At 44.6% G+C, this 20231-nt stretch carries 12 protein-coding genes; all 12 read right to left on the bottom strand.

The window, feature by feature from the left end:
* Positions 1 to 106 precede the first annotated feature (106 nt).
* Positions 107 to 1594: a Gfo/Idh/MocA family protein gene (locus ACUNWA_RS12835; RefSeq protein ID WP_445592321.1), complete on the bottom strand. Its 1488-nt coding sequence runs from the start codon at positions 1592 to 1594 to the stop codon at positions 107 to 109.
* A gap of 5 nt (positions 1595 to 1599) precedes the next feature.
* Positions 1600 to 3027, bottom strand: coding sequence for a sulfatase family protein (locus ACUNWA_RS12830; RefSeq protein WP_445592320.1), 1428 nt, complete (start codon positions 3025 to 3027; stop codon positions 1600 to 1602).
* 73 nt (positions 3028 to 3100) lie between these two features.
* Positions 3101 to 5386, bottom strand: a complete 2286-nt coding sequence (locus ACUNWA_RS12825; protein ID WP_445592319.1) for a glycoside hydrolase domain-containing protein — start codon at positions 5384 to 5386, stop codon at positions 3101 to 3103.
* A gap of 91 nt (positions 5387 to 5477) precedes the next feature.
* The gene (locus ACUNWA_RS12820) at positions 5478 to 7019 is read right to left on the bottom strand and encodes a sulfatase (RefSeq protein ID WP_445592318.1); all 1542 of its coding nucleotides are present in this window, start codon (positions 7017 to 7019) and stop codon (positions 5478 to 5480) included.
* Positions 7020 to 7144: 125 nt separating this feature from the next.
* Positions 7145 to 8197, bottom strand: a complete 1053-nt coding sequence (locus ACUNWA_RS12815; RefSeq protein ID WP_445592317.1) for an endonuclease/exonuclease/phosphatase family protein — start codon at positions 8195 to 8197, stop codon at positions 7145 to 7147.
* A gap of 30 nt (positions 8198 to 8227) precedes the next feature.
* The gene (locus ACUNWA_RS12810; RefSeq protein WP_445592316.1) at positions 8228 to 10459 is read right to left on the bottom strand and encodes an alpha-L-fucosidase; all 2232 of its coding nucleotides are present in this window, start codon (positions 10457 to 10459) and stop codon (positions 8228 to 8230) included.
* Positions 10460 to 10522: 63 nt separating this feature from the next.
* Positions 10523 to 11428 carry an alkaline phosphatase family protein gene (locus ACUNWA_RS12805; protein ID WP_445592315.1) on the bottom strand — a complete coding sequence of 302 codons (906 nt, stop codon included), beginning with the start codon at positions 11426 to 11428 and terminating at the stop codon, positions 10523 to 10525.
* 20 nt (positions 11429 to 11448) lie between these two features.
* Complete coding sequence (locus tag ACUNWA_RS12800) at positions 11449 to 12405, bottom strand: metallophosphoesterase family protein (protein ID WP_445592314.1); 957 nt, start codon at positions 12403 to 12405, stop codon at positions 11449 to 11451.
* 139 nt (positions 12406 to 12544) lie between these two features.
* Positions 12545 to 14125: an endonuclease/exonuclease/phosphatase family protein gene (locus tag ACUNWA_RS12795; protein WP_445592313.1), complete on the bottom strand. Its 1581-nt coding sequence runs from the start codon at positions 14123 to 14125 to the stop codon at positions 12545 to 12547.
* A gap of 153 nt (positions 14126 to 14278) precedes the next feature.
* On the bottom strand, positions 14279 to 16774 hold the full coding sequence (locus ACUNWA_RS12790) for an outer membrane protein assembly factor BamB family protein (protein ID WP_445592312.1): 2496 nt from the start codon (positions 16772 to 16774) through the stop codon (positions 14279 to 14281).
* Between the two features lie 105 nt (positions 16775 to 16879).
* The gene (locus tag ACUNWA_RS12785) at positions 16880 to 18646 is read right to left on the bottom strand and encodes a glycoside hydrolase domain-containing protein (protein WP_445592311.1); all 1767 of its coding nucleotides are present in this window, start codon (positions 18644 to 18646) and stop codon (positions 16880 to 16882) included.
* 34 nt (positions 18647 to 18680) lie between these two features.
* Positions 18681 to 20225 carry an arylsulfatase gene (locus ACUNWA_RS12780; protein WP_445592310.1) on the bottom strand — a complete coding sequence of 515 codons (1545 nt, stop codon included), beginning with the start codon at positions 20223 to 20225 and terminating at the stop codon, positions 18681 to 18683.
* Between the last annotated feature and the right edge of the window lie 6 nt (positions 20226 to 20231).

The raw sequence follows: 20231 nt of genomic DNA, 5'->3' as shown, positions 1-20231 counted from the left end.
AACACAAGAGGTAAGATGTTCCCAAAAAGCTTCCGAAGTGCATAACACTCAGAAGCTTCTTTGGAACAAAAGGGTTGATCATTATTTCACGATTTCTGAAAACTCATTAATGAACGTTCAACTGTCCTTTAGAGTCAGCATCTTTCAGGTTGCGAACACCAGTTGTGCCACCTCCGTTCAAGGTAACATCTAAAGGCTTGTTGGTTTTCCATGCGCCACGCGTAAAGTCAGGAATGTCAATTGGTTTTGAACCATTAGCAATTGACCATTCACTCAAGGGAGTAATACAGCTCCAGGCGGCTGCGTCATACACATCCATGTCCATAGGCAGACCGTTACGCAGACAGTCGATCAAACGCCAGTCCATCATAAAGTCCATTCCACCATGACCACCGACTTGTTTGGCCATTTCCCCTACTCTGCGCACAATTTCCGGTTGGTATTTTTCCTGAAGCTCTTTCATTTTAGCTTCATCAGCTACATTGTGACCGAATGCAATGTGTTGTAAAGGCCATTTTTGAGCAAAACACTTGGTTCCGCTTAACATGTGAATACGCGAATATGGACGAGGCGAGCTGATGTCGTGCTGAATCATAATGGTGCGTCCTTTCACGGTACGAATCATCTGCATATCCATGTTACCACGCATCTCCTTACCAACAAATTGTTTTAAATCGGGACGATCCGGAGCCAGTTCGTTGATACGATTAGCCAAGGTGAAGTCATCCGACATCATGGCAGTCAGGTAGTCCAAACGATCACCACGGTTAATGTCCATCGCCTGACAAATCGGTCCTAAGCCGTGCGTTGGGTACACATTAGCTTTACGGGTATTTTCGTGCAAACGCCACAACTTGTCATAAGCGCCATCACCACCTGGCTTATCATCCTTCGGCTTATTGAAATGCCAGTAATCCAGATCATGAATGTAGGCGCCTTCACCATGAATCAAGTCACCAAAAGCCCCTTGACGAACCATGTTCAAAGTCAACAGTTCGAAAAAGTCATAGCAACAGTTCTCCAAAATGACACAGTGCTTGCGTGTACGTTCAGAAGTTTCCACCATTTCCCAGCATTCATCCATGGTTTTAGCGGTTGACACTTCAATAGCTGTGTGCGCACCTGCATTCATAGCAGCCAGCCCAACAGGCACGTGCCATTCCCAAGGAGTAGCCGTGTATACCAAGTCTACCAATCCACTCTCACACAGATCCTTGAAAGCCGTATCACTTCCTGTAAATTCCTTCGCTTTAGGCAAACCTGCTTTTGCTAATTTCGCTTGAGCTCCATCTAAAGCAGCTTGACGGGTATCGCAGATAGCCGTAATCTCAACTCCTTCGATATAAGTCATGCGTTCCACGGCACCAATACCACGGTCACCAATACCAACAAAGCCGACCCTTACTGTATCCAGTTTAGGAGCTGCATACCCACACATATTGAATTTCATGGCAGGCACACGTTCTGCCGACTTCCGAATATGCTTCACTTCTTCTTTTGCTGCAGGAGACGTTGCCGACATCAGCGACGTAGCTGCTACTGCGCCTGATCCTAGGGCAATATTCTTTAAAAAATCTCTTCTGTTATTGCTCATTATCTCTATATTAATGGTTGATTATTTGCGATTGCTGTTTTGGCCTCTTCAGCCAGTTTTAAAATTTGTTTCACCACATCCGGATGTTCCGGTGCCACATTGTTTCTTTCTCCCATGTCAGTATTCAGATCATACAGTTGCGGTGCATCAAAGTTACCTGTCCAATGTTTTCCTCCCAAAATTAATTTCCAGTTTTTATACCGAACACTCATCAATTTTCCGTTGGCGGTAAAACCATACACCGCTTTATGAGGCGATTTGGCTCCCTTTTCTCCAAACATCAAACTTCGGATGTCTTTACCATCAATTACCCGGTCGGTTGGAATCTCGGCCCCGGCAATGTGTGCAAAGGTGGTAAACAAATCCATGCCGGTTATCGGTTCATCCGATTCGCTGGCTGCCGGAATATGCCCGGGCCATTTCATGATGCACGAAACTTTAATTCCACCTTCAAAACGTTCCTGGTACTTTCCTTCACGAAGTACATGTTCCCGCTCAGGATCCGTAAAGCCAAAGCGACCGTAGCAGTTCTCCAGCTCTTCGTCGCGATGCACCAACGGACCATTGTCCGAAGTGAAAACAATGATGGTATTGTCTTCAATTTTTAATCGCTTCAGTGTATTCAGAATAATGCCAACTGACCGATCCAGGTATTCAACTGCATCGCCATAGGCAGCTGCCTGGCTTTGGTTTTCGAACCCTTTAGGCACAAACCAAGGCGTGTGTGTTTCAATGTTGGCATATTGCAGGTAGAATGGTTTATCATCCTGCACCGACCGATAGATAAACTTGCAGGCTTCGCGCGTAAAAAGTGCCGGAAGCTCTGCGATATCATTGTTGTCGCATCGCTTAATAACCTGTGCCTGCTCAATCAAAGGAATCGCCGGATCGCTAATTCCATTAGGACGCCAACCTGAATTTCCAATACGCTCGGGTCCGTGGTCATTCGGATAAGGAATTCCCAAGAACTCATCAAAGCCATGCACACATGGCAGGTATTGTGGCAAGTGTCCCAAGTGCCATTTCCCGTACAAGCCCGTAGTGTAGCCCTGCTCTTTCAGCAACTCCGTGATGGATACTTCCAACTCATCTTCCAACCCATGCTTGGAATGAGGGAAAAGCACATACAAGCCAGTGTTGTTATTAACACGCGGGGCATATCGCCCTGTCAGAAGGGATGCCCGTGAAGGAGTGCAGGTACCATGCGGCGCATAAAAACTGGTGAATTTAATGCCACTTTCAGCCAGTGCATCCAGGTTGGGTGTGCGAATATCCTTTGAACCAAAACAGCTCAAATCATCATAGCCCACATCATCGGCTACAATGTGAATGATATTCGGTTTTGACTGCGTTTGTGCCGTGCCCGAAAAGCCCATGGCTGTAAGCGCAAAAACGCTTAGTGTCGCTTTCGTAAATTGTCGTGTAGTAGTCATGTAGTTTTATCGTGTTAGGTTGATAATATGTTCTTTTTCAGCTCTTACATCATTCTGCTCATTTATTGGCTCCTCAATTCACCTGAAGCAATTCAATATACCGAGCCAGCTTTCTGCGGTATTCCAACAAATCTTTCGGATTTTTAGAATAAGTCTTCTCGTCAGAAATGATTCCGACAGGAAGTTCCAATAGTTGCTCCGCCTCTTTAGCCAGCTTCTTCCTTTTTCCCGAAGCTTGCTCAATGGCCTTTTTCAACAAAACCAGGTAATCGTAATCTTCCAATCCATCCCGCAAGATTTCCAAGCGTAACGATGGAACTGGCCCTTCGATCCAGGCTTCACTTTTTACATTTGGTTGTTTGTTGGGCGGATAGAAAAATCTTCCGTCACCATTTCCCCAAATCGTTTGCTTTCCTTGTGGCCAGCCGTAACCGGTTACAAAAGACATCGGTTCATCCCATGGATTCTGCAAATAATCTTTCGGCGATGCTGATCGGGAGTTCCAGAAATTGGTTGACCAAATCAAGATACCTTTGAATTGAAACTTCCAGGAAGCCCAAACCCACATTCTCAGGTTAACAGCGTCATGGTCAATGAATTCAGAAATCCACGGCGACTTTGGCCAGCAACACAGATAAGTCCAGTACTCCAGTCCCCGTTCATTTAACTTACGCGCCTTTTCATGATCCAGCTTATGCCAAATGGTACAACTAATGTCCGTCACATCCGAAAGATCTTGCCCTGCCACATGTTCTGTAAGAAAAGTCGTTAGTTTGGGCGCATACTTTTTGATCATCTCATTTCCCTGCCTCACGAAAGGGTAATCCTTAGCATCAGGTTCATCAAACCAATAAATGTATTCTTTGCCTAACCAGCCTTTCTCTTCAAGATGCTGCTGAATTTGAACCAAGTATCGCTGCATGAGCTTTTCATACTCCACGGTTCCCTGTTCAAATCCTTCAAAAACACCCGGCGTCCGGTCATAATAAGTACCGCTCCCCATGCCTTTCAGAGCCAAACGAAATCCATTAAACCCAAATTCATCCAGGTAACGCTCCCCCGCTTGATCAAAATCCGTAAAATCCAGGTCGATGTTTATTTTTTCCAAATCAACTTCAAAATTTCCGGCAAACAAATGATTCTTCTCATTGCCATCTTCTAATTTTACTTCATCGAACCAGCATGTCCCCATGTATTCGCCGGTATAAGAATGAAAAGCAGGGTAAAGAAAAACCTTTACAAACCGGGTTTCATGAGAAAGCTTGCCCAAGTTGAGCGAATAGGTCTTCCAGGTATCGTCACCGGTAAACTCTTCCATCCGGTTTTCATAAACCAACAGCTCTTTTTCTGCGTTGTAACAGGCCACTTTCACGCAAAATTGCTGCTCCTTATCCTGTGTTTTAGCCCACCACGACAATTGAAACGGTGAATCACTAACTCCGATGAATTTTGATTCGGCATATGAATCTTCACTTCGACTCTGGTCTTCAACTTTATAGGCATATTTCCCTGCGTATTTTTCCTTGCTATCGAAAAAGCCTCCTTGCCAGAAAATGCCCGACACGGTTTCTTTGATTGGCGAAAATTCGAATGGATTATAAGGAGCTACTTTATATTTCTTAAACTCCTGCATATAAAGATCAAACACTTTTTTCGAATCCTCCGGATCAGTCAACTGGTGATATTCATTAACCGTATTCATATTTAAGCCAAAGCCCGAGCGCATGCTTGTTACTTCAGGCAGTGCAAAATCCCATACATTCAATTGAACGGGAATACTAGTATTCCAACCTTCAGCACTTAGGGTTAGTGTTCCATGATAAGTTCCTGAGGGTGTTCCATCTGGCGTTTTGATTGTCACCCAGAAAGGTTGATTCTCAGCTCCAAAAAGTGTTACCGGGCCATCAACCAAAGGTAACGGATCAGGCCACCAGCCGGGAAAACTATAATCATCCGTTGGCTTAGTCACCTTCACATAGTCAACCTTTCGAATACTTACTTGCTCAGCCTCGACCTTGCTCCCATCCTCTTTTGTCAAAGAAGAAACGGTCAAACGAAAATTCTCTAACCGCTGATTTGGTTTGACGACCACTAAAAATGATTCATACTCATTTTGAGCAGACCAGATCTTAATGGTGTCACCAACTTGTTCGGGGACGGGTGCATCGCGCATGACTTTATAGGCGCCTTCAGCCCACCAAACGGAACAGTTATCATTGCTGTCAATCAAGTGGCCAAAACCATTGGATGCACGATGATATGGATCAACTGTATTTTTTTCTTGAGAATACCCATTAAGGCCCACCACCATCAGGCTTAAGAGCAGGTACAATACGTTTTGTTTTTTGAAAATTAGCATCGTTGTCATTGTTAGTTTAAAAAAAAAACAAACCAGCCTGTGCAGTAAGCACAGGCTGATTTTCCAGACCTTATCGTCCGACATATGAAGTTTAAAGTGTTCTGGCCTCGTCCGGCCATGCCACTAGTTCTCCGGTAGCTTTTAGTGTTGGGCGCTGCGCCTCTACACTTCTTAAGTAATCGCCTAACTTTTGGGCCAACTCATTGACTTTTTCAGGCTTTGATTCCGCAAGATTTTGTTTTTCGCCAATATCCTGAGGAATATTAAACAGCTCAAAATGTTGATCGCGGTAATAATAAATCAACTTCCAATCGCCACTGCGAATGGTACTGGTTGCTCCAATTCCCGGGCCAGTTGGTCCCCAGTTGTTTGGGAAATGCCAAAAAAGATCACGACCATCTGCCGTAGTTCCCTCATTCAGCAACATGGGCACAAAGCTTTTTCCATCGACAATCTGCACCGTTTGATAATTGTTGACTCCCGCCATTTCCAGAATAGATGGGAAAAAATCTTCAATCAGCAGGTAGTCATTACACCTTGACTTCGGTTGTACTTTCCCGGGCCATTTAACAATCATTGGCTCCCGGATACCTCCTTCGTAAGCTGAACCTTTACCGCTTTGCAAGGGGCTGTTATGCGTATGTAATTCTCCTGCACGTGGACGAAGACTAAAGCCTCCATTATCGGACATAAACAGTACGATCGTATTATCGGCAATACCCTTTTCATCCAGGTAATCCATTAAGTCGACCAAGCTCTTGTCCATCGCTTCGACCATAGAAGCATATTTTGCTTCCGACTCCGGCAAGCCCATATCCAGATATTTCTGATAAAAACGCCGATCAGCATTCAACGGAATATGCACTGCATAATGAGCCATGTATAGGTAGAAAGGCTTTTCTGCTGCCAAGGCTTGATCCATCGCCTTCTTAGCTTCAATCGTCAAAGCTTCGGTTATAAAAATCGAATCGCCATGGTATTTCTCCAAGCCAGGAACTCCCCATGGCTCGGTATGAGCACCTTTTTCTCTATTGCCAAAGTTCTGCTCACCTAAATAACTTCCCAAGCCACCAGCTGCGTGCCCGGCAATATTCACATCAAACCCGCAGTTTAGCGGATTCGCTGATGGTGTTGTCATGGCTCCAAAATGCGCCTTTCCACAATGAATGGTAAAGTACCCATTGTCCTTCAATAATTGTGGCAGCATGGTCGCCTGAACCGAATTTTCGATACTATCAACCGATTGCACCCCATTGACATTCCATTCAGGATAGTCCAGCAGCTTGTGTTGCGCATCAACAGAGGCATTTCGGTGCAATGTCCAATTGGTTACCCGGTGCCTTGCAGCGTTCATTCCACTTATCAAACTTACGCGCGTGGGCGAACACACCGAGGAAGCATAGGCTTGTGTAAATAGCATTCCTTCCGATGCCAAACGCTCCATTCCTGGCGTATGATAGCGCTCATTAAATGCTGTTTTTTCTTTCCAAAAAGGGACCGAAGTATCCTGCCATCCCATGTCATCAACTAAAAACAAAATGATATTGGGTTGTTGAACTTCCGGTTCAGAACATCCTGACAGCAGCGAGGCAGCTGCCAAACACGCTCCGGAATAGGCTTTAAATAGTTTCATGTGTTTAAAATTAGAACCAAGACGCAAGAATCAAGACACGAGACAAATTTTTTAATCATTCTCCTATGTATCTGAAAACTTTTGTCATGATTGTTTCATCTGATTATTGGTTATTCTTCAGGAGTTTAATTCAGTTCAAATGTAGCTAAAACTGCTTTATGATCCGTTGGCCAAATACCCTGCGGAGCCACTATCGGATCTTCCGTTCTTTCGGGAACCCGCTGATTCCGTTCAATAGATCCTTCGGGACCCACAATGGTAGCGCTCTTCAATGTTATTTTAGGGTCCGGTTTGTAAAAAATGAAATCAATTCTGTCCCGATCGTCAGCATCCGGACTCCAGGCCAATTTACGAATATCCACCAAAGGATTATCTGCCGGAAAAGTAAAACCGGGATGCGTAACCGGATTGGGATACATTTCCCGATAGGCATCCTTAAACCCTGCTCGTTCCAGGGCTTTTGTATTGTGCCACTCCATGACAACACCTTGATGGTCAAACAAGTCTTTGGTAGCTTCTGTCCAATCGAGATGAGAAGGCTCATTAAAATCGCCCCCCAAGATTGCCAAGCGTCCGTTTCTTTGCTCCTTTTCAGCATCTTCAATTACCGCCCGAATTGCTTCATCACGCATCGACTTCAGGTTGTATTCAGCAATTACCGCCGTATCGGTAACAATCGCATCCAACTTCTCCCAGGTTGATCCATCGTATCCACGGGGCAGATAAAGGCTGCAATGCCTGTAATCGAGATGGGCACTGTAGAACACAATTTCGGTACCATCTACATCAATGATTGCTTTTGTTACCGATCCCTGATCATTTTTGACCGGAAACAGAGCCTCTTGCTTTACAATGGGATAGCGCGACAAAACTCCAGTATCCTGGCTTCTTTGGGAATAAAAGGTATAGCCCCGTTCTTTCAAATCCTTAACTAGCCGCCCTGCCAAACTGATGTCACCGTAATTTCGCACTTCACTCAGGGCAATCAGATCAGCATTCAAACGGATCACTTCGTCCAAAATGGCCGGATAACCGTTTTCCACAACTGTTCCTTCCTGCCAAATATTAAATTGCAGGACTTTGAGTTCTTTAGCCTGCTTGCTTTGGCTACATCCAAAGCCAAAAACAAGCAGGAATAAAAGAATTGTTCTATAAAAAGTAAAGTTTGCTCTTCTCATTAGAAAACTATTTTTCAGACATGGCTGCAACTATTCCTTTGAAAGGAAGTCAATTTCAGCAATCGCAGCACCTGATTTCCCTCCGGCAATAGCACGAGATTCAACCCGAATAAAACGTGTCGTTGTGGGAACACTGAAATAATGAGTCCGGGGAGTCGGGTCGTTAATCAAATTACCAAATTTAAAGGTTTCAAGCGTTTTCCAGCTTTTGCCATTAGTACTTGTTTTAATCAGCCCTTCTTCAATCATACCCTCAGCATTGGCTGTTTGAGGCGTATAAACAAAACCTGTCAGGGATTGCTCTTGTCCCAAGTCAATGGCCAAAAAGTGACTTCCTTTTCCTGCCGATTGCCAGTAAGTTTTACTATTCTCATCGAAAGCCATTGTTCCGGCATGTCCTTTAGTCTCCTGATCAGCTCCAACTAATTTCCAGGCTTTTTTTACAATTCCAAATGTCTTTTCAGCAACACTACCTGATTGATCTTTGGTAAACGAACGAGCTTTTACCTGACCTGATTCATGCAGAAATGGCGTGTTGTACAATTTTGAATCACGGGTTGGCTCACTTCCATCCAGTGTATAGCGAATTTCCAAATCGTTATTGATATTTTTTGAAATATCCTCTCCGTGAGGCTTCCAGCCAAAATCATGTTTTTGGGGTTCAATGGTCAATAGGCCATCAATGCTGCGAGAAAATGCAAGTTGTGGTGGGCGATTTTCATAATAATGAGCCGAAACTTTGGCAATAGCTGGTGCTAAGCGCGACTCCAATATCCGCAAGCGCCATTTTGAAGTGGTCACCGTTGGGAAGCGTAAAATACGCTTGTAGCCCACATTGGTTGCTGCTGCCACTTCTTGCCATTGGTTATCAATCCAGGCATCCAACGCGTGTTTTTCAATACGCTCGCTATGACTGGCAATGGCTTCCTGAATAACAAAGCGGTTGGCTTCCACTTCCGAAGCCATGGTGATTTCAATCGCCTTCTCTTCGCCTGCAAGCAGTTCGAATGAGTTTGGATCATTATCCAACACCTCGGCAGGACCTTTAGCTCCTTTCAGCAGATCAGCACCATAGGTTTGCTCAATGCGTTTTCCAACTTCTTCCAAAACCTGAACATCTTCGTCTGAAAAACGACCTTGTCGATTGGGAGGAATATTGAGTAGGAAAATAGAATTTCCGCCAACTGAACGCTCATACATGTCGAACACATCATCGGCGCTACGCACCTTCTGCTTGGTATCATCGCGGTAAAACCATCCTTCGCGAATAGACGTATTGGTTTCGGCCGGCTGATAATGCAGGAATTTCCCTTCAGCCAACTGATCAAGACTTCCTATTAATTTGGCTGTCATGTCAGCAAAATGGGTGGCCGTGTCAGGATTTTCGTGGTAAGGAATAATATTCCACTCCGTATCCCTGGTTTGTCCGGCTTCGTTACCGCACCAGCGAATATCTTCGCGACCAAAAATTACCGCCTCAGGCGCTAAGGTATGAATCAACTCTTTCCAGGCTTTATAATCGTAGGTTTGTCCGCCTTTGCGTTTCGGGTGAGCTCCGTCAAACCAAACTTCATGCACCGGGCCATACTCGGTAAGTAGCTCAAACAATTGATTCAGGAAATATTCATTGTAGTCGTCTACCTTAAACTGAAAGGTCGTTTTATTCTCGAACGGACGTCCTCCAACAGAACGGGGAATAGTGCGTTCCGTCTTTTTACTCAGGTTTCCGTACAAGCCTTCCGGATTTTCAATCTGGAACAAATCGGCCGGAGAAAGGTAAACTCCTAACTTCAAACCATACTTTTCGCACGATTCTGAAAGTTCCTTCAGCACATCTCCCTGCCCATCTCTGAAGGGAGTAGACATGATTCCATGTTCGGTATAACGGCTTTGCCACAAGCAAAAACCATCGTGGTGTTTGGCCGTAAAGATCACCTTTGTCATTCCGGCAGCCTTCATCGCCTGGCACCACTGGTCGGTATCCAGCTTACGGAGATCAAAAACTTTAGGATCTTCCATGCCTGTTCCCCACTCCATTCTGGTAAACGTATTGGGACCAAAATGGATAAACGCAATAAATTCGTCACTTAGCGCATCCATTTGGTTGGGCGTAGGAACAACATGAGCAGCTTTAAGGATAATTGAATCCTTAGTATCATCGCCATCAACTGCAATTGTATTGGCTGTCTTCATCATCAGCCCAGAGGGCTTTGTACAGCCCAAAACTGCAGCTAACAAAAAAAGAGAAATCGTTCTTTTCATTGATTAGTTTTTAAAATTGAATAGTTGTAATTTATTTAAGTCCATAAAACTATCGTTCTATTTCTAATTTTCAAAGATGAAAGAGGGAACTTTCCCAATCCAGGCAGCTGGCAGGTCACATTGAAATAAGTTTGCAATCGTTGCAGCTGTATTCACCGTATTATTAGGTGCTGTCATCTGCACCCCTTGTTTGATTCCCGGACCGGCAATACACCAAGGGACTTCCATCTCTGTCGGGCTTACGCCTCCATGACCATTTCCTCTTCCGCCGTGATCTGAAACAAACAGGAAGTGCGTATCCTCATACAATCCCTTAGCTTTGAGTTCATCCAGAAATTCCCCAACTTGTAAATCAGCCTCCTCAATAGATTGAATGTATTCAGGAGACATCCAGCCATGTCCATGTCCGGCATGATCGGTATGAACTGAATACAGAAACACGCAAGTTGGCAGTTCTTTATTCGCATCGATAAAGTCCAAGGCTTTCTGATAATTCTCCACATAAGCATCGTTTTCTAAAAAACTGACTTCATCCAAATAATTTTGATTGTATGGATATACCAGCGGTCCCCAGTTATAATAAAAGGCCGTTTTTGCTTCGGGAAGTTGCTTTTTTAGTACTTCAAAGATTGAAGGATAATAACCGGAATTGTCCTTCTGAACTGCAGGCAGTTTAATGTTTTCCAGCGTCCAATCGTTTCCAACAACACCATGCTGCTCGGGGCCACTACCCGTTAAATGGCTGGTCCAGTTGGGGAGGGTCACCGAAGGCATAACTGCACGTGTAGCCAGTGACAAAACTCCATCTTTAGCTAAACGGTCAATATTGGGATGTTTGGCTGCTTGATAACCTTCAATGCTAATACCATCCAGAGCAATCATCACCACCCGCTTTGCTGTGGGCTGTTTCGTACAAGAAGTCAGTATGGCTAAACCGACCAGTAGTAGTGAAAAAGTTTTTGTTCGCATTTGATTTATAGTTTATCGTTTTAGTACTTGATTTTCCGATCAGAAATTACCGGCACAACAGGGCTATTTTTCGGTTGCTGTGGAAATCCAATCTCTTCAGGCGTCGGACTAACAAACTGGCTCTGAACGCCTTCAATTTGAATCTTTCTTTTATCAAGCTCAACAAAAGCAAACAAAGGTTTCTCGTATGGGGCCGTATATTTTATCCAAGGATATTTTTCATCAATCTCTTTGCTGTAGCGAATCGTTTGATAATCGCCTCCCAACCAACTGTACGACATGCTGTTTATTTGGATGTAGTAAATCCCATTAATGGAGCAGGCATAGTCGGTATGGTGGTGTCCACTGAAGCAAGCCACCACTTTATTGGCTTTTTCCAGAATAGCCCGAACCTGCTCCTGATTTTCAACTCCAAAATCCTCGTTCTCAAAGCTTTGATGTGAAAATACCATACAAGGCAAATTGGTTGCTCCCAAATCGTTTTCCAGCCATTGAAGTTGTTCTTCGCCGATAAAGCGAGCATAACCTTTCGCTTTATCCGGAGATGGGTTTTGATCGTTTCCATCCAGTATAATGAAGTGATAGCCGTTGTGATCAAACGAGTAATACTTGGAGTCAGTCTCCAAAAAATCAAGAACCTGCTCCCGGGAAAAACCTCCATCCATATCGTGGTTTCCAATAACATGGTACTTGCTACCCGCATAGTGATTAAAGATATTGAGGAATTCCTTGTTTTGATCGTAAGGCCGGCAGAAGTCACCCAATTGAATGATAAAATCCAATTTTTGTTTCGAAGCCTCGTCAACAAAAGCTTGTAAGCGATTATCTGCATCATGCATGATGTCTTTGTGAACATCGGCACAAACACCAAATCGAACCCGTTTTTTGGAACCACTAGCTAATGCATTTACTCCAAGAGGCAGTATCAAAATACTTGCGCCTCCAAAACCATATCGTATAAAATCTCTTCTTTTCATATTACCCATAAAACATTAGATGTCGGATATTAGACTTTAAATTATCGAATTTTCGTTGAAAATCAACACGTTTGTCTTGCTATCCTAAGTGTTTTATTCTTTATTTCTTCGAAATTAATCTGCCCTTTGATTCGTTTAGTTAGTCCAACTCAAAAACAGTCAACACCGCGGCATGATCAGATGGGAACATGACTGGGTGATAATCAATTACCTTAGATTCAACTGGGCTTAAATTGCCTTGATAATAGATGTAGTCGATACGATCACGCAAGCCATACTTATCAGAAGAAGTAGCCGCACGGGGAGTCCATGTAAAACCAGGATCCAGCAACGGATTCACATGAAGTTCCCGGTAGCTGTCTTTAAATCCGGCTCTCAGCATTTCTTTGCTAACCGGCCATTCAACCGTGTAACCGTAGTGGAGCTTCTCGGTGGCTTCAGTCCAATCCAGATGCGAGCCACTGTTAAAATCGCCCAACATGATAACCGGCCTTTTGGATGCCTCAGCGTATATCGGCTCAATTTCCTTCAAGATACTTTTTACTTCAGCATGCCGTGTTTCGCCCTCCGCCTGAATCAACTCTTTAGAAGACTTTTCCTTTTTTACTACATCAGGCCAATAATCCGGCAAATAATGCAACCAGGTATCCAGAACTGCCAGCTCGCTGTTATTGCCAAGGTCAAGAATGGCTCCTCCGAAATTAAACGGCCGAAAAGCGTTCACGGTTTCTTTGATCGGAAAGCGGCTCATGATGCTAAGGTTAGAACTAATCAGATAGAAGTAATAGCCCAACGAATCGGCAATTGCCTCACCAGATCCGTAAGTCTCAATCAAACCAACCACATCGGGTTGAGCCTGTTTTATTGTTTCAATTACCCGCTCCAGGCCAACATGCTTGCCATAGCGTCGTCCGCCATGCCAAATATTCCATACCATCACCCGAATTGGAGCAATGAGAACTTCTTTCTCCTCCGATGCTTTAAATCGATTGTAATCTGTCAAAATCGTTTCAGCAGTCATCCACTCATTGTCAATCACCACTTCATCCAAATACCCGTTAAAAGCCGTCCACTGGCCAAAGGAACCATATTCCCAATACTCATCGGTTCCACCAACAATCGTCCTGTTTTTATTTTCCAGGCTTCCGATTCCCGGACTATTGTAAATGGCAACATTCTGCCCGTCCAGAAAAAACCAAAGCTCACCTTTATCCCGGTTCAGGGTAAATGCCAGTTGGTGCCATTCGCCATCATTAATGGCTTGTCGAGGGATATTGGGCTGATAAGTGTAGCTGTTCTTTCCATCAGAAATTACAGCACCCCAGGCCCCTGTCGGCTGTGTAAATATACTCCACCCCGCTCCTTTTAAATCTCCATCTGTCTTGTTACCGATAATCGCTGCTCCCTGTTTGGCGCCGGGCAAAGTTTTCACCCATACGCAAACTGACAAATCATTCGATGCGCTGTAATCCGACACCTCCAGACTATCAACAACCAAAGGCTGGCGAAGCACTGCATTTTCAGATAAATCGAGCGCACGGCCAGATACGCCAGCAGTCCAAGTTGGTCGCTGCAATTCGGTAACATATACAGCCGCTTCCTTTTCAACTTTGGGATAGTACTTTTCGGCATCGCCTTCAAAACCGGTGTAAAAACGTGTTTGAGCCGAACAATACATACCCATTGCAAACAGAATCGTTGTAAAAAGTAGCTTTTTCATCTATTTTTAATTATTTGTTTTTTAATGGTAACAGATAGAACTCCCATGACTATAATCATTTCCGTTTGTATGAAAAACGTCTCATGGTCGTTTCATTTTTAGTTAGATCCTAGAAATTAGAAACATATACCTTAGTCACCTCATTCTATCTTTTTAGTTTGCCTGGAAGCAATAAACATTCCCGGCAAAGTCGCAGATATAAAACCGTTTGCCATCGACTGCGGCCGATGTTACCACCGGGGCTCCCAGTTCCGTTTTCCACAACAGTTTTCCGTTGGTTGCATCCAAGGCATAAACCCGGCCGTCCATCGCTCCAAAAACCAGCTTATCGCCAATTAACAAAGGAGTTGATTCAAGACTTTGCTGACGATCGGCATAATACGAAGGCGTGTAAAGCAAGGCTGGCTCCACTTCATAAAGCCAAAGTTGTTCTCCTGTTTCGCGGCTAACAGCGGCAACTCCCGGGTGAGAACCGGCAACAATAAAACGATCCTTCAAAACAATTGGTGCGGATGTTCCGCTTTGCTGCATGCCCGTTTCATAGATCTGAATTGTTTTTCCGGTTTTCAATTCCAACTGGTGCAAAACGCCCGGGACTGCTTTATCCGTTCCCTTTCCACTTACCCAAAGCGAACCCTCTTTATAGCTTAAAACGCCATCGCGAAACCGCAAGCCTGCATCACTTCGTTTCCAGAGTAATTCACCTGTATTCCGGTTATGGGCGTAAATAGCACCCCATTGGCTCGATGCAATTAACACATCGTCAGCAATGGTCATGGTTGGCGTTGTTCCGTTACCTCCACCCCACGCCTTATTTCGCCATAGCTCATCTCCCGACTCCACATCCAACGCACAAAGAGCTTTTCCGAAGCCGGAGTAAACCAGTTGCCCGTCGGTTACGATGCCATTTACAATCCCCGGCAAACGATTATGGTTCAGATCTCGCTTCCAACGAAGTTTTCCGGTTAAAACATCAACCGCATAAGTAACTCCCTGCATATCTACCGCAACAGCGATTCCCTGTGCCACGACGACCTGATTTTTTATACTATTTTGAGTCTGATAGCGCCACCGCTCAACTCCGGTTGTTGCATCCATTCCGACCAGATAACAATTTTGAGCATCGCCATCATCAAAACTTGCCGTAACTAGCATGTTTTCGTACAATACTGGCGAACTCATGAAAATATTACTTCCGATATTGCTTGTCCACTTTAGTTGGTATGGCATTTTATGTTGTTCATCAACCACTGCATGATGAGCCGGATTTCCGGCCAGGTTAAACCATTCGCCATTTACATCGATTTCTTTCGATTGTTGAACCGAAAACGAATGCTTGGCATTGAGTATTTCGCCACTATGCAAAAAAGCATTGACCACCAAGGTATAGCTGTCGCTTTCTTCGGGTTTTAATGTTGTTCCCCACGCCCAGTCAGACTCCTGAGCCATCTTTTGCCATTTGCTTTGATCCAGTGCTGAGCTCCAATTAAGGCCTTCATCGCCATAAAGCGCATAATGTACACTATCAACAGCCGACCCGGTATGATAAACGTTCACCGCCAGCTGAATTTCTCCCGCTGCATTCTGAATCGCCACGTCTTTTTGTGGACTAACAATTTTAATTTCTCGATTGAGATTGGTCCACTTAAAATGCGAAGAGGTGTTTCCTTGCTCATCCACATCAACCACCCGAAACCCTGAAGGAGAATGATCAATACCTCCGGCAGCCAAGGTTGATGTTCCATACGACATCACACCAGACGAGCCGTGTTCTTTGGCCATGTTGGTATGCCAATGCCCATACAGCCACGCTTTCAGATTAGACTCATCCAGGCTGATTATTTCTTGCTCATTTACCTTAAAGTCAAACGCTTCACCATTGGTCAATAAATCGTGATTGAAAAAGATTTTGGGCTGTTCTACAGGATAAGCTTTCAACAGGTTTTTCAACCAGGTCCCAATTTCGTCCCGGTTGAAGGAAGGTTTGTAGTCTCCTCCCATCATCGGTGTAACAACGAAGAGGGTGTTTGCTTCTTCAAAAGCATACCATGCCGGCCCGAAACACTGTTCGAAAAATTGCTCACCATAATCGCCTTTAATCATGTCGTGGTTTCCCAAACAGTAATACACAGGAACCCCAAAGGTTTTCTGATTGACATGCACAGCATGCCAGTCCATCCCACTTTGGTAACAAATATCGCCAGTATGAATGATAAAATCAGGTTGGTGCACTTCGGCATACTGCTTGAGTTGATCCGCCCAATCCCGATACTCAAAGGTTTCGGTATCGGAAATCTGCACGAAGCTAACTTCCTTTTTCCGCTCCTTTGGAGTAATGGCGAAAACATACTCCTGCTCATCTGAGTTAATGGGCAAATAGGACTGTGAACAAGTAAATTCTCCCCCAGGATAAAGGGTGACAAAGCGTTGCTTATCCCATCCGGGCAAACTAAAGTTTCCCTTTTTATCTGTTTTTACAATATGGAGACCATCCGACACGACACAGTCCTTTGCGCCACGCTCTCCAGCATCCATTTTTCCATTGTTATTCGTATCGACAAACACACGCCCATTGAGTTGTGCCAACGATACGGACACGCTCAAAAGGATTGATAAAAGTGTTAGAATTATTCCTGAAAGTTTCTTCATGATCTGTTTAATTGGTTATTAGACCTGACATATTCAAATGCTCAGATTGTCAGTTTGAAACGTTTTTGAAACGGACAATCCAAGCATCTGTTTATCTAAAGCTAGCTACTTAGAAAGGCTCTCCAATGTTTCTTTAGCGTCCTGCATCAACTCATTAAAATCAGCAGGCCGTGCGGTAACATTGCAGCGTGAAAGCAGCTCGTTCAACTGTCTTAATTTGTCTTGAGACTCGGCCGATGAATTATTCTGAAATTCGTCACGCAACAAGCGGATTTTTTCAGCATCCTGAATACCTTCACGCAAACGCTCGAAGCGGATTGAGCTGCGGGCATCAGGATAAACAATGAAGGTATCGCCGGCAGGCCAGGTCCGGAAACGTGAGTCAATCAACGGAGCTTTCACCCAGCTGTTATAAGCCCAGCGCAAGAAACCATCGAAATCAGCCGCCATGGTGTACCAGCCAATAAATGCAGCTTCGGCAGGCTCTGAGAAAGTAAAAACATTTGGAAAAACATCCGAACAGCACACATACCAAGTTGAAATATACCCTTGATCTTTGCGGTATTTTCTGATTTTTGGTTCAATTTCGGCACCAAAAGCAATGCTGAGATCAGTCAGTTGATCCGGGAATTTCATGTAATTATGATGATTGTCTGCAAAGCCAACGCCCAGCTCCGGTGCTTGCTCTGCCAATAGTTTCATGGTGGCTGTCATTTCGGCTGGCGAGCGTTCATCCATTGACATACAGGCAATGTCCTTCCATCTTTTTTGTTCCAGGTGAATAAGAAAATCTTTCAGAAAAGGAGTCCACATTTCTTCGAACTCTTTGGTTCCGGCTTTAGCCACAATTTTCACCTCTTCGCCGCTGGCAACATCAAAATAGTAAAGCTCATTTCCCCATGGTACCATTGAATAGCAGCTAATTTGCTTATCAATTCCCAGGTCCAACATGAATTGTACCCACTGGTCAAAGATGGTGTAGTCGTAAGTCCAGCTTCCGTCAGCCTGCTTATTCCAGGCAATCATGGAACCAAAAGCGTCTTCGGTTTGTCCTCCCCAAGGGCGGTTATTTAAGGTTGCAGTAATCACTTTCTGACCAGCATCAGCCAGCATCTTCATCAGCGGTTTCAGCAAGTCCCAGTGCTCAGCCGACCACAATTCCACATTATGCACCCGAGCCACAGCATAAGGGTTTTGCCATAAATCCAAGTGGAATTTCCATTCCGATGCTTCTGGGAGAATGCGATCCCCCACTTCCAGGTTAAATGTGAATTTGCTGTGTTTTTTACCATCCAGCATCACCTGCAGGGTGGAAGTGTAAGTTCCGGGGGTAGCGTCAGCAGGAACATCAAACGTAAGCCAAACCGGACGAGTTGATTGGGCTTCCATTTCGAAAGCAGGAAGCGGGTCAAGTGCATCCGCCCTGGTCAGGGCAATAAAATCTTCAGGTTTGCGATACCCACATCCGGGGCCAAACTCGTCGGTTAATACATAACGAACAAAACGTGCCTGAGCAATTTCTGCTGGCAAAGTTTTCTCATCTGCTGATTTGAAATCAGAAAATTGGCACTCCACAATTCCTGCCGGTTCATTATTCCACAGGACCAGTTGTGCCGAAATTATTTCATTGCGCCAGGCAAATCCTTTCCAGGCTGTTTTTGGCTCCAAATCCGGAATCAGACTTTTATTATACCGATTGTCGATCGAACCAATTGTAGCATGCAAGCCCGGCTTAACCACACTCCAATCGGTCAGGGTATCGGCCGAAGGGTCAGGCGCCTCCGCATAGGTTTTTGGGGCCTCTACTTTTCCGGGAGCTGAACATCCCAGAATCAACACAAAAAATAAGGCAATTAAAGATAGATTCTTCATTATTATATCGATTTTAAAATAGTCATTACGCTTTTTAGTCAATGGCCGGGAACGGATGAACTTCGGAACACTCATGCTCCTGCTTCATGACCTGTTCCATCCTCTTCACAATTTCGGGATACTTTTCGGCTACATCGTTTTGCTCCTCTGGATCAGCCGCTAAATCGAACAGCTGGATCGTCAGGTTGCCCTTATTCATATTGGAGCGATAGCCTTTCCATTTCCCCATTCTTACAGCTTGTTGTCCGCCATAAGCTTTCATCGGAAATTCCCAATACAGGAACTCTTTCTCCTTTTGTTGTTCTCCTTTTAGTGTTGGCAAAAAGCTAATTCCATCTGTCTTCACCGTTGTTTCGAGTCCGGCTATTTCATTCAAAGTGGGCATCACATCCCAGAAAGCAAATGGACTATTAGTTTCTGATCCCGGGGCTACCACTCCGGGCCATGACACAATTAAAGGAACCCGGATTCCACCTTCCCGCAGAAAGCCTTTTCCCCAGCCATGCTCGCTTTTAAAAGGTTTGGCACTATCAAAAAATGGAGAGTCTGTGCCACCATTAAATGTAGGCCCATTATCGCTGGTAAACATGATTACCGTATTTTCATAAAGCCCTTCTTCTTTCAGCTTATCAATCAATTTTCCGACCTGCATATCGAGGTAACTGACCATGGCTGCATAAGTTGCATGTGGCGTGCGGTTCGGGAAATACCCTTTCTGCCCCAGGTAAGGCTCTTCTTCGCCAAACTGCTTCTGATAATAGCTCAGAAATTCTGAGTCGGCGGGTACTTGCAAAGGTGCATGAGGCAAGATTGGCGCGAAATACAGGAAGAACGGATTCGCATTATTCTGCTCAATAAAGCGAAGCGATTCGTCCAACATCAGGTCCGGAGCGTATTCATTGGAAGTGTATTTTTCATAGCTTGCCGGATCATGTGGGTCACTTCCTTTGTCCAGCGAAGTCCAAACTGGCGTGTACTCATTGTTCAACAAAACTTGCTGATCATTCTTCCACAAGTGCAGGTTGTAATAATTATGGCCTTGCCGCTGGCACATATCTCCATAAAAAAGATCGAAACCCTGCTTGTTGGGGTGTCCTTCTGTTAGCGGGCCACCCAAGCCCCATTTACCAACGCAGGCCGTGCGGTAACCAGCCTGTTGCATTAATTCTCCAACAGTGACAATACTATCCGGCAGAGGGCGTTGACCTTCAAGCGAAGGATCTTTGATCACTTCCCGAAAGTCCCAATTCTTTTTCTTAGCCCCCATCTCATCATTGTTCCTCACGTAAGCATGCCCCGAGTGTTTACCCGTAAGCAACACACCTCGCGATGGTGCACAGACTGGGCTTCCGCAATAATAATCGGTAAAGCGAATTCCTTGCGAAGCCAGCTTGTCGATATTGGGTGTCTTAATTTTTTGCTGTCCATAAGCCCCGAGTTCGGCATAGCCTAAATCATCAGCCAGAATAAATATGATATTGGGTTTAACCTCCTGCTTTTCCTGCTCAGCACATGAGCTCGTAGCCAATGCGAGAGGCACCATCAATAAACCTAATGAACTTGCTTTCTTTAACTTCATTTCTAT

This window comes from Sunxiuqinia sp. sy24 (assembly GCF_052677165.1).
Note: the sequence above shows the minus strand (reverse complement) of the source record. Positions and strands in the feature narration are given on the sequence as shown.

Coding starts and splice junctions, on each gene's coding strand:
- ACUNWA_RS12835 (WP_445592321.1), bottom strand. CDS start 1,594: ATGAGCAATAACAGAAGAGATTTTTTAAAGAATATTGCCCTAGGATCA.
- ACUNWA_RS12830 (WP_445592320.1), bottom strand. CDS start 3,027: ATGACTACTACACGACAATTTACGAAAGCGACACTAAGCGTTTTTGCG.
- ACUNWA_RS12825 (WP_445592319.1), bottom strand. CDS start 5,386: ATGCTAATTTTCAAAAAACAAAACGTATTGTACCTGCTCTTAAGCCTG.
- ACUNWA_RS12820 (WP_445592318.1), bottom strand. CDS start 7,019: ATGAAACTATTTAAAGCCTATTCCGGAGCGTGTTTGGCAGCTGCCTCG.
- ACUNWA_RS12815 (WP_445592317.1), bottom strand. CDS start 8,197: ATGAGAAGAGCAAACTTTACTTTTTATAGAACAATTCTTTTATTCCTG.
- ACUNWA_RS12810 (WP_445592316.1), bottom strand. CDS start 10,459: ATGAAAAGAACGATTTCTCTTTTTTTGTTAGCTGCAGTTTTGGGCTGT.
- ACUNWA_RS12805 (WP_445592315.1), bottom strand. CDS start 11,428: ATGCGAACAAAAACTTTTTCACTACTACTGGTCGGTTTAGCCATACTG.
- ACUNWA_RS12800 (WP_445592314.1), bottom strand. CDS start 12,405: ATGAAAAGAAGAGATTTTATACGATATGGTTTTGGAGGCGCAAGTATT.
- ACUNWA_RS12795 (WP_445592313.1), bottom strand. CDS start 14,125: ATGAAAAAGCTACTTTTTACAACGATTCTGTTTGCAATGGGTATGTAT.
- ACUNWA_RS12790 (WP_445592312.1), bottom strand. CDS start 16,774: ATGAAGAAACTTTCAGGAATAATTCTAACACTTTTATCAATCCTTTTG.
- ACUNWA_RS12785 (WP_445592311.1), bottom strand. CDS start 18,646: ATGAAGAATCTATCTTTAATTGCCTTATTTTTTGTGTTGATTCTGGGA.
- ACUNWA_RS12780 (WP_445592310.1), bottom strand. CDS start 20,225: ATGAAGTTAAAGAAAGCAAGTTCATTAGGTTTATTGATGGTGCCTCTC.